Raw genomic sequence first — 10,730 nt, 5'->3', positions numbered from 1 at the left:
GCAATCCCCTCGGGAAATGGAATCGTGGTAAAGTCGAGCAGTTCATGCCTGCGCTCGGAAACCGTGTTGATCATGGCCATCTTGATTTCCGTATAGCCGATGTCAACGCCGACGGTTGTCCTCTTTCGCATGGGAATGACGTTAGAGAAGAGCGGGGCGGGCCTGCTTTCCTCCATTGCGTCCTCCGACTCCGGGGCATCACTCGCCGGCATATCGGGTGCCCCGGATGCATGGGGTGTGGCAGCCGACTTCTTCTCATCGGATGTCGGCATGTCAGTCGGTGATTGTCTACCGCCCGAATCCTCCCGGATCAGGTCCAGCAACTTCTCGGTTGAAGAAATTTCATCTTTCCCGGCCAAGGCAGAACCCCACTTTTTTGAATCATATAATTATTACAGGTTGGTGTATAAATATATAACTTTGGACTATATATATATGACAGAAGGTATTTATTCATAAATAACCGGTTTTGTCAAGAATTATCGGCCCGAAAGAGCCGGTAATCCGTACGGCAACCACTCTCCGGATCGGTGGGCGCGCACCGGGCGGTCAAGACCCGGACTTGCGAATGAGCTTGAAAAACAGTTTTAATTTTGGTTGTATTGAATGCGAAGCGCTCCACCCGGGTTTTAACCACAAGGAGAATCATTTTGGAAAAGAATCGCACGTTTCGCGTGGGGCTGACCGACAAAATGGTGCTTATCGGCTTCGGGCTGGCTGCCGTGTACTGGATACTGGACACGCTGCTTTCCATTTTTACGTCCTATGACATGAGCATGACCAGCCGCCTTTTCGGCACGGAAACGGCGCAGATCTGGCCCCGGATCATCGTCATTTGCCTGTTTGCCATTTTTGGCTCCCATTCGCAGTTCACCATCAACGAGCGAAAACGAGCCGAAGAAAAGAGCCGCCGGGAAACCGCCACACGGGAAAGGTTTCAGCGCCTTCTGTCCCCGGACCTCGCGGAAATGGTCGTCTCCGGGGAACTTACCGTCGAAAAGGGGGGGACCAACCGGGTCGCCACCGTCATGTTTGTCGACATTCGGGATTTTACCTCCATGAGCGAAAACATCACGGCCGCGGCGGTGCTTCAGATGCTGAATGAATATTACGAAAAGGTGGTTGACATCGTTTTTAACCATGAAGGCACGGTGGACAAGTTCATCGGTGACGCTATCATGGTCATATGGGGGGCCCCTGTTTCTCACGATGACGACCCTGCCAGGGCCGTAAGGGCCGCCGTCGATATTCGACGCGCCTTGGTCGCATTCAATCGGCGGCGTGCCTCCGGCGGGGAGAGGGAAATCCGCATCGGCATCGGCATCAACACGGGCAAGGTGGTGGCGGGATACATCGGGTCGTCTCAAACCATGAGCTATTCCGTCGTGGGGGACACGGTCAACACCGCAGCGCGGCTCTGTGCGGCCGCCAAACCCGGCGAAATCATCGTATCCGAAACGACGCACGCCCATGTCGTCGGTGACTTTGAAACGCAGAAACTGGCGCCGATAAAGGCCAAGGGCAAGTTTCGCCCCTTGGAGGTGTACAATATCGTCGGGGACTGAGGGAAACGCTTCCGGGGTCGCGTGCGCATATAAACCCCAACGTTGCAGCCTTGGGGCAACCCTCAACGAGGATTAAATTCTGGAACAAATGACACGAACCTATAAACCCATTCGTGGAATGCAGGGAAAAAAATGAAAATCGGCAGTGGCTTCGACGTGCATCGATTGGTCTACGGAAGAAAACTCGTCATCGGCGGTATCGAAATTCCTTTTGAAAAGGGATTGTTAGGACACTCGGATGCCGACGTACTGGTGCACGCACTGTGCGATGCCATGCTCGGTGCGGTAGGTGGCGGCGACATCGGCCGGATGTTCCCGGACAACGATCCCGCCAGTAAAGATGCTTTCAGCATGAAATTCCTTGAAAAAATCGTCGACCTGGTACATAAGAACGGTTTTCTTGTGATCAACGTCGATGCAACGCTGTTTGCCGAGGCGCCTCGCATGGATCCGTTCCGTATGGAAATAAGGGATAATATCGCCTCCGCCCTGAATATTGGCAGCGGGTGCGTCAATGTCAAAGCCACCACAACCGAGGGGCTCGGCTTCACCGGAAAGGGATTGGGGATCGCCGCCATGTGCGTCGTGCTGGTGGAAAGCCTTCAAGGGTCAGAGGATTCCAGGGGTCGATTGAAACAAGAATAAAAGGCGAATATGCTGGGAGGCTTGGAGGCCGGGACGCCCGGTACAAGCATCCTTGCTTCCTGTCATTCGGGCCACATCGCATTTGTGAAGAGGGAAGAAGTATGGACCTGTTCATTTACAACACGCTTACCAGAAAAAAGGAGCTTTTCGAAACCATCGAGCCGGGAAAAGTGCTGATGTACGTTTGCGGCCCCACGGTTTACGATTCCTGCCACATCGGTCATGCGCGGGCCTTTGTCGTGTTCGACGTCATCGTCAGGTTTCTGGAGTCCGCCGGCAAAGCGGTCACCTACGTTCGCAATTTCACGGACGTGGATGACAAAATAATCAATCGCGCCAATGAACTGGGGGTTTCACCCCTGGAACTTGCCGACAGATTTATAAAAGAATTTCAAATGGATATGCAGAAACTCCATGTCAGACGTCCAACCGTTGAACCCCGGGTTACCGATCACATGCAGGAGATCGTCGACTTCGTCGTCAGGCTTTTGAAAAAGGGAGCCGCCTACGTCGCCGACGGCGATGTGTACTTTGCCGTGGATTCTTTCGAAGCATACGGCAAGCTTTCGGGACGCAGCCTGGAGGACATGGAGGCGGGGGCGCGCGTCGACGTGGACGAGCGCAAGCACAACCCGTTCGATTTCGCTCTCTGGAAATCGGCCAAGCCGGGGGAGCCTGCCTGGGAAAGTCCATGGGGCAGGGGGCGCCCGGGGTGGCATATCGAATGCTCGGCCATGAGCTCCAAATACCTGGGGCATTCGTTCGACATTCACGGGGGCGGCAAGGATCTGGTTTTTCCCCACCATGAGAACGAAATCGCACAGTCGGAAAGTGTGACCGGAAATATCTTTGCCCGATACTGGATCCACAACGGTTTTGTCAACATCAACCAGGAAAAGATGTCCAAGTCCCTGGGTAACTTCCTGATGGTAAAGGATGTGCTGAAAGCGTTCCACCCCGAGGCGGTAAGGCTGTTTCTTCTCTCCAAGCAGTACCGCAAGCCCATCGATTTCAGCGACGGGGCCCTGGAGGAGTCGACGACGGCCCTCGAACGGATCTATGCGTCACTGCAGCGCATGGAAAAGCGAATCGGGGAGAGTGGGGGGGCGAATGAAGACGCTGCCCTGGCTGATGAACTCTGGCAGCAGTTTTGTGGGGCCATGCAGGACGATTTCAACACGGCCAAAGCCTTTGCCGTCATTTTCGAAGCCGTACGCCAGGCCAACCGCCTGATGGATGATGATGATGGGGGAAAGGGAGAATTGGGGGCCGCAAGCCTGAAGGGTATCAGGCACGCCATCGAAAAAATGGGCTGGGTGATGGGTATTCTGAATCAGCGGCCGGATGACTATTTCGCTGCGAGGAAAACGGAACAGCTGGAAGACCAGTCCATCGATGCCGGCCTGGTCGAGGAACTGATTCGTGAACGTGCGGCCGCCCGCCGTGAAAAAAACTGGCCCAAAGCCGATGAAATCCGCGACCGCCTTGCGGCCATGAACGTGGTTGTCGAAGACCGCCCCGACGGTGCCGTCTGGAAAGTCGAAAAATAGATGCCTGCGCCCACGGGGCGCAGCCATCTGTTTTTAACCTACGTTGAGCGTTTCAAATTTAGCGAAACAACATTTTCCTTGCATCTGCGGCAAACCTGAAAATCGCTCAATTTAGGTTTAAATTTGCCGCCGGAGAAAACCGACCCGCATATGCCGTCCGCTTTTAAAATTGTTTCCGATTTTACGCCGCAGGGCGATCAGCCGCAAGCCATCGACAAGCTCAGCCGCAACATTCATAATGGAAAACGGTGCCAGGTGCTCCTTGGCGTAACCGGTTCGGGCAAGACCTTTTCCATGGCTCAGGTCATCAGCCGGGTGAACCTGCCGACGCTCGTCATCGCGCCCAACAAAACCCTGGCGGCACAGTTGTACAACGAGTTCAAATTGTTATTTCCCGAAAATGCGGTCGAGTTTTTCGTGTCGTACTACGACTATTACCAGCCCGAGGCCTACATTCCATCCAGCGACACGTATATCCAGAAAGATTCATCCATCAACGAAATGATCGACAAGCTGAGGCACTCGGCCACCCGTTCGGTGCTCACCCGGCAGGACGTCATCGTGGTTGCCAGCGTTTCCTGCATTTTCGGACTGGGAGAGCCCGAGGACTATCTTTCCATGCGCGTGGAAATCGAGGAAGGTTCGGAGCTGGTTCGCGAAAAGCTGCTGGGCGACCTTGTCGCCATGCAGTATGAAAGAAACGACATTGATTTTCACCGCGGAACGTTCAGGGTAAGGGGCGACCGGGTGGAAATCTTTCCCGCCTATGAGGAAAACAGGGCCCTGCGTGTCGATTTTTTCGGTGATCTGGTGGAATCGATAGCGGAAATCGACGCGCTGAAAGGCAGCTTGAAAAGGCATCTGAAACGCATGGTGCTATTTCCGGCAAGCCACTACGTTTCCCAGGCCAGAACGCGCCGGCGTGCCGTAGGCACTATCCTGGAGGAGCTCAAGGAACGCGTCGCCCTTTTTCGCGAAAACCGTAAACTGATCGAAGCGCAACGCATAGAAGAGCGCACGAATTTCGATCTCGAGATGCTGCAGGAGATCGGCTACTGCAATGGAATAGAGAACTATTCACGCCACTTCACGGGTCGCCTGCCCGGGGACCCCCCCCCCACGCTGATGGATTACTTCAGCGGCAAATTTCTCATATTCATCGATGAGAGTCACATTGCCGTGCCCCAGTTGCGTGCTATGTACAAGGGTGACCGCTCACGGAAACAGACGCTGGTGGAATACGGCTTTCGCCTCCCTTCCGCACTCGACAACCGTCCGCTCAAGTTTGAAGAGATCGAGGCGCGCATGCAGCAGGTGGTGTACGTTTCGGCAACTCCCGCCGATTACGAACTGGGCAGAAGAGGGGTGGCCGTGGTCGAGCAGATCGTTCGTCCGACAGGCCTCCTCGACCCGGAAATCCAGGTTCGCAAGGCGGCAAGCCAGGTGGACGATCTCCTGAACGAGATACGCGGCCGGGAGCGCGCCGGGGAAAGGGTCCTGGTGACGACGCTTACCAAACGTATGGCCGAAGACCTTTGTGAATACTATGCCGATCTGGCCGTAAAGGTCCGGTATCTGCATGCCGACATCAACACCATGGAGCGCATGGAAATTATCAGGGATCTGCGCAACGGTGAGTTCGATGTGCTCATCGGCATCAATTTGCTGCGGGAAGGTCTGGACATCCCGGAGGTGTCGCTGGTAGCGATCCTGGACGCCGACAAGGAAGGTTTCCTGCGCTCCACGAGGTCGCTGGTGCAGACCTGCGGCAGAGCGGCCAGAAACGTGAACGGCACGGTGATCATGTACGCCGATGACATTACCCCTTCCATGCAGCTCGCCATCGATGAAACCAAACGGCGGCGCCAAATTCAGCAGGCCTACAACATCCGCCACGACATAACGCCGGAAACCATCAAGAAAGAGGTGTCCGAAATTTTCGAATCCGTTTACGAAGCCGACTACGTAACGGTCGACAAGGTGGCGGAACCGAAGACGATTTATGAAGACCTCGACGACGTGGAGGGCATTGTCGAGGCACTGGAAAAGGAGATGGCGGCGGCGGCGGCGGCGCTGGCCTTCGAGCGCGCCGCTTTGCTGAGAGACCGCATCGCGGAGCTTCGGCAAGCGGGGAAGAAGATCAGAAGGTAAAAAAGGTTAGAATTTGCGGCCGGTAGCCGGCGGACTGGTGTCGGAGAAGCGGCAGGGATAAATCCCTGCACTACATTGGAAGCGGTGAGAAAGTTAATTGGTCAGAATAATAGCGGGTTGTTTAAAACCGTCTCGCCTTCCGGTCTTCTTGATAAGGAAGGAATCGACATTTCATGACAGACGATCAAGACACGCTCAGCGACACAATTCAGGATCTGCTGCGGCAAGTCCCCCGGCGCCCGGGCGTCTATCTCATGAAGAATGCGGGCAACCGGGTACTGTATGTGGGCAAAGCCGCCAATCTGAGAAAGCGGCTGCCCGCCTATTTCAGGAAGTCGGGGCCGAGCGACCCCAAAACGCGGGCCCTCGTGGACAACATCGCCTCGTTCGAAACAGTGGTGACGGCAACGGAGAAAGAGGCGCTCATCCTCGAAGCCAACCTGATCAGAAGGTACAAACCGCGCTACAATGTCGTCTTGAAGGACGACAAACGCTATCCGCTGCTGCGTTTGAACCTGCAGCATCCCTATCCCAACCTCCAGATCGTGCGTCGCATAAACAGGGACGGCGCAAAATATTTCGGGCCATACGCTTCTGCCGGTGCGGTACGCCAGACGCTTAAAATCGTCAATCGGACCTTCATGCTCCGGAAATGCAAAGACAAAGAGTTCAACATCAGGCACCGCCCCTGCCTCCATTTTCAAATGCAGGCCTGCATGGCGCCCTGCTGCATGCAGGTCTCTAAGATTCGTTATAAAAACCTGGTGGATGAGGTCGTTCTTTTTCTGAACGGAAGAACACCCGACCTGGTCCGAAGGTTGAAGGAAGATATGGCGTGCGCTGCCCGTGAACGGCGCTTCGAGGAAGCGGCGGTTTTGCGCGACAAAATATTCGCTCTTGAAAAAACGCTGGAAAAACAGGCCATCGTTTCCACCGACCTGAAGGACAGGGACGTGATCGCCGTCTGCGAGGGTGAAGGAACATTCGTCATCATGCTGCTCTTCGTTCGCGGGGGGGTTATCCTGGGGGGAAGGCATTTCGAATTCGAAGAAACCGTGTCCACCGAGCCGGAAGTGCTGGAAACCTTCATCGGGCAGTATTACCAGAGGGCCCATTACATCCCACCCGAAGTGCTGATCTCGTGTCCGCTGGAAAAGGATAACTCGGTCGCAGCGATGCTCGGCGGGCTCAGGGGCGGAAAGGTGACGGTCCACTGCCCCCTGAGAGGCGAAAAACGGCGGTTGATGCAACTGGCCGGGGAGAATGCAGCCGCGAAACTGGCGGATTTCCTGAATGCCGCCGTTGCGGAGCAGGATATTCTCGCCCGACTTCAGCAACGCCTCGGTCTGAGACATTTCCCCGACCGCATTGAATGTTTCGACAACTCAAGCATTTACGGAGACGCGCCCGTGTCGGGAATGGTTGTTTTCAATAAGGGTCAACCGTCGAAACGGAATTACCGTTCATTCAAGATCAAGACCCCCAAACGGAACGACGACTATGCCTACATGGCGGAGGTGCTCACCCGGCGGTTCACAGGCAGTACGAGCCGGGACCCGTTTCCGGACCTGTTGATGGTAGACGGCGGGAAAGGGCAGCTCAACATCGCCGTTGACGTCCTCGGCGGCCTGGGGTTGGCGGGGGCTTTCGATGTCATCGGCATCGCCAAAATGGACAGGGACCGGGGGGAGACGGTCGATAAAATTTACAAGCCCGGGCGCATGAACCCGGTCGTTTTCAGGCAGGACCGCGACGCATTGCTTTTTCTGCAGAAAATACGGGATGAAGCCCACCGTTTTGCCATCGGTTTCCACCGTAGGCGCCGCGGAAGGGACTTCATGGCGTCCGTCCTGGACGACATCGAGGGCGTGGGCAGACAACGCAAGCGCCTGCTGCTGCGCCGCTTCGGCTCGGTGCAAGGCATCCGGGAGGCCAGCCTGGAGGAAATCGCAGGCGTTCCCGGCGTCCCCGGGAAAGTGGCCCGTAACGTGAAAGAGAGGCTTTCAAAATAACCTTTCCCGGCCTTGAAAAAGGCAGGGAAAGGTTATTATTTTAGGATAGTTTCTTAAGATCTTCCTTGAGACCCTGTACCGCATCGGCCGACTTTTTCAAGGCGGCTTTTTCCTCCTCGGTCAGTTCGATTTCGATGATATCTTCGACGCCCCTGCTGCCAAGCTTTACGGGTACACCGATAAAAAGGTCCTTGAAGCCGTATTGGCCGTCAAGATAGGCGGCACAGGGAAGAATTTTCTTCTTGTCTTTCAGAATGGATTCCGCCATTTCGACCGCGGCGGATGCCGGCGCGTAATAGGCGCTGCCTGTCTTAAGCAGGCCGACGATTTCGGCCCCCCCGTTGGCGGTTCTCTCCACCAGGGCTTTGATTCGCTCTTCCGGCATCAGTTCCGTGATGGGGATGCCGGCGACCGTCGAGTAACGCGGCAGGGGCACCATGGTGTCGCCATGTCCGCCCAGAACGAAGGCATGCGTATTTTCGACCGACACATTCAGTTCCATGGCGATAAACGCTCTGAAACGGGCGGAATCCAGTACACCGGCCATGCCGATCACCCTGTTCTTGGGGAACCCGCTGGCTTCATAAGCCACGTGGCACATGGCATCCAGGGGGTTGCTGACGACAATGAGAACGGCTTCCGGTGAACGGGCGGCAATTTCTTTGGTGACGGATTTCATAATGCCGGCGTTGGTACTGATCAGGTCGTCTCTGCTCATTCCCGGTTTTCTCGGTATGCCGGCGGTAATGATGACGATATCGGAACCGGCGGTTTCGTCGTACCCATTGGTGCCGGTCAACTTGGCGTCATGCTTCTCCACGGGAGCAGCCTCGGTAAGGTCCAGCGCCTTTCCCTGGGGAACACCTTCGACGATATCCACCAGAACAACATCGCACAGTTCTTTTTCAGCCAGCCGTTGGGCGACAGTCGCTCCCACATTTCCAGCACCAACAACGGAAACTTTTTTATCCATGCCAATCTCCTTAATTGCTTGTTTGTCTATGCGCCGTATGGGCGCCGGTCGAGGTTAAATCCTCGCTGAGTAGTAACATAATGTGTTTTGGTGTCAACAAATATTGACTTTTTATATGAAAACACGATAGAGGAATAGTTTATGGGTAGAAAGCCTGCTATAACCAATTCATTATCTGAATAGCATTTCCGGGGAAGACGATGGGTGACAAGGAAAACATCAAGCGACTTCTGCAGGAAGCCGAACTGTACCAGGGCCAAGGCCTGCTGAGCGAAGCCAGGATGAAATACGACGAAGCATCGAGCCTGATTCGCAACAACCCGAAAATAAAGAACAGAGATAAAATTCTGGCGGGGATCATGAGAAAGATCAACCTGCTGGAAGCGGATACACAAAAAGTCGAAAGGGGTCCTTCCTCACCGGAACTCTCCGCCAAGGCCCAGGACTTGATCCAAAAACTTTTTGCTTTTTCAAAAGAGGACAGCGAAGGGGAAGCCGAACTGGAAGGCGCTCTGGCCCTGGCGAAATTCGGACAGTTTGAACGCGCACTGATTGAACTCAACAAGCTGTTGTCCAATGCGCCCCAGCGCCTTGAGGCTGCAAAAAATATCCTGCGGTGCCATATCGCCCGTTCTTCGGAAGATGCCGCCGCCGATACATACGAAGAATGGGCGCGTGGGGATGGCTTTACGCCGGAAGAGTTGGAAAAGCTGCGCACATTCCTCGAGCAGTTGATGGAAAAAAAGGGGTTGAAAAGAACGCTGACCGTTGTCAGTCAGCCTGCCGAAACCGTCACCGAGACGGAGCCGGAGGAATTTATCGACATCAGTTCCATCGGCATTCTCTTCGAAAGCGGACCGGGCAAGGGGAAGGTCATCGAATTCGATGTCAATTTCCAGTCGGGCAACCTGCTCAGTTTCATTATCTCAAAAAAGGACGGCCAGTTGATCGAGGATTTGAAGGTTAACAGCAAATTCGAAGAGTTGCAGTTTTATTCTCCCATTGCCATTTTCAACGGTTCGGGGGTCGTGGTCGCCAAGTCGGAGATAAAGTCGGGTCCGAAGCAGGGAGATTTCTGCCTTGACATTAAGATTACAAATACCTGATCGGAGGGACAGGTCATTGCTCATCCGGCGTTTTTTCCGGGCAAAGACAACGGCTCCGAAAGCGACGGGTTCCAGAGATTAATAAAATTTTTCAAGCGGGGTCAGGCTGAATGGCTATATTCAATTTGAAAAAACGCGAGATAGAGTGCAAGATTGTCTACTACGGTCCGGGCCGCGGTGGAAAGACCACCAATCTTGAGTATATATTCAAAACATTCAGAAAACAGGTCACCGGTGAAATGGTGTCCATCAACACCGAGGGCGACCGGACCCTTTTCTTCGACTTCCTGCCCATGGGGCTTGGCAAAATCAAAGGGTGTGAAATCAAGGTCCAACTCTACACCGTTCCCGGGCAGGTGCAATACAGCTCGACGCGAAAACTGGTGCTCAGAGGCGTCGACGGCGTTGTTTTTGTGGCGGATTCCCTGGAAGTGCGGCGTGAAAAAAATATGATTTCCCTGAAGGACCTGCAGGGAAATCTGAAGGAATACGGGCTGAACATATTCAAGGTGCCGCTGGTCCTGCAGTACAATAAACGCGACCTGGGTGACCAGGGAATACCGATCATGCCTGTCGAAAAGATGGATCTTGACCTCAACAGGCAGCTGAAGGTTCCTTCATTTCCCGGCAGCGCCTTGAAAGGCGACGGTGTGGGCGTAGCCCTCAAAGAGTGTATGAAACTTACGCTGAAATCACTTCAAAAAGAATTGAAATGGGCCCAATAATTT

The 10,730-nt window shown here is 54.5% G+C and carries 9 protein-coding genes; 7 read left to right on the top strand and 2 right to left on the bottom strand.

All coding sequences use genetic code 11. From position 1 onward, the window contains the following. A partial coding sequence (locus LJE94_19400; GenBank protein ID MCG6912265.1) for a hypothetical protein occupies window positions 1–359 on the bottom strand: 359 nt, incomplete at its 3' end. A gap of 291 nt (window positions 360–650) precedes the next feature. Here LJE94_19400 and LJE94_19395 point away from each other — a divergent pair. From LJE94_19395 to uvrC, 5 genes are all read left to right on the top strand, one after another. Next, on the top strand, window positions 651–1,565 hold the full coding sequence (locus tag LJE94_19395) for an adenylate/guanylate cyclase domain-containing protein (GenBank protein MCG6912264.1): 915 nt from the start codon (window positions 651–653) through the stop codon (window positions 1,563–1,565). 132 nt (window positions 1,566–1,697) lie between these two features. Continuing rightward, a complete protein-coding gene (gene ispF, locus LJE94_19390; protein ID MCG6912263.1) occupies window positions 1,698–2,210 on the top strand; it encodes a 2-C-methyl-D-erythritol 2,4-cyclodiphosphate synthase in 513 nt (170 codons plus the stop codon). 101 nt (window positions 2,211–2,311) lie between these two features. Next, window positions 2,312–3,760 (top strand): cysteine--tRNA ligase, encoded by a 1,449-nt coding sequence (gene cysS / locus LJE94_19385; protein MCG6912262.1) that lies wholly within the window; start codon window positions 2,312–2,314, stop codon window positions 3,758–3,760. Window positions 3,761–3,910: 150 nt separating this feature from the next. Beyond that, window positions 3,911–5,911: an excinuclease ABC subunit UvrB gene (gene uvrB / locus LJE94_19380; protein MCG6912261.1), complete on the top strand. Its 2,001-nt coding sequence runs from the start codon at window positions 3,911–3,913 to the stop codon at window positions 5,909–5,911. Between the two features lie 173 nt (window positions 5,912–6,084). Then, a complete protein-coding gene (uvrC, locus tag LJE94_19375) occupies window positions 6,085–7,923 on the top strand; it encodes an excinuclease ABC subunit UvrC (GenBank protein ID MCG6912260.1) in 1,839 nt (612 codons plus the stop codon). Between the two features lie 40 nt (window positions 7,924–7,963). Here uvrC and mdh read toward each other — a convergent pair whose 3' ends face one another. Then, complete coding sequence (gene mdh, locus LJE94_19370; GenBank protein MCG6912259.1) at window positions 7,964–8,896, bottom strand: malate dehydrogenase; 933 nt, start codon at window positions 8,894–8,896, stop codon at window positions 7,964–7,966. A gap of 200 nt (window positions 8,897–9,096) precedes the next feature. Between mdh and LJE94_19365 the strand changes: the two genes are divergently transcribed. Both LJE94_19365 and LJE94_19360 read left to right on the top strand, forming a co-directional pair. After that, window positions 9,097–10,002, top strand: coding sequence for a hypothetical protein (locus tag LJE94_19365; GenBank protein ID MCG6912258.1), 906 nt, complete (start codon window positions 9,097–9,099; stop codon window positions 10,000–10,002). 110 nt (window positions 10,003–10,112) lie between these two features. Next, the gene (locus LJE94_19360) at window positions 10,113–10,727 is read left to right on the top strand and encodes a GTPase domain-containing protein (GenBank protein ID MCG6912257.1); all 615 of its coding nucleotides are present in this window, start codon (window positions 10,113–10,115) and stop codon (window positions 10,725–10,727) included. The last annotated feature ends 3 nt before the right edge of the window (window positions 10,728–10,730 follow it).

This window comes from Deltaproteobacteria bacterium, from assembly GCA_022340465.1.
In the GTDB taxonomy this organism is placed as follows: Bacteria; Desulfobacterota; Desulfobacteria; order Desulfobacterales; family B30-G6; genus JAJDNW01.
This window is presented reverse-complemented; position numbering and strand designations above follow the sequence as displayed.

Bases quoted from the DNA above. Each gene is read 5' to 3' on its own strand.
- ispF (MCG6912263.1), top strand. From the start codon at position 1,698: ATGAAAATCGGCAGTGGCTTCGACGTGCATCGATTGGTCTACGGAAGA.
- cysS (MCG6912262.1), top strand. From the start codon at position 2,312: ATGGACCTGTTCATTTACAACACGCTTACCAGAAAAAAGGAGCTTTTC.
- uvrB (MCG6912261.1), top strand. From the start codon at position 3,911: ATGCCGTCCGCTTTTAAAATTGTTTCCGATTTTACGCCGCAGGGCGAT.
- uvrC (MCG6912260.1), top strand. From the start codon at position 6,085: ATGACAGACGATCAAGACACGCTCAGCGACACAATTCAGGATCTGCTG.
- mdh (MCG6912259.1), bottom strand. From the start codon at position 8,896: ATGGATAAAAAAGTTTCCGTTGTTGGTGCTGGAAATGTGGGAGCGACT.
- LJE94_19365 (MCG6912258.1), top strand. From the start codon at position 9,097: ATGGGTGACAAGGAAAACATCAAGCGACTTCTGCAGGAAGCCGAACTG.
- LJE94_19360 (MCG6912257.1), top strand. From the start codon at position 10,113: ATGGCTATATTCAATTTGAAAAAACGCGAGATAGAGTGCAAGATTGTC.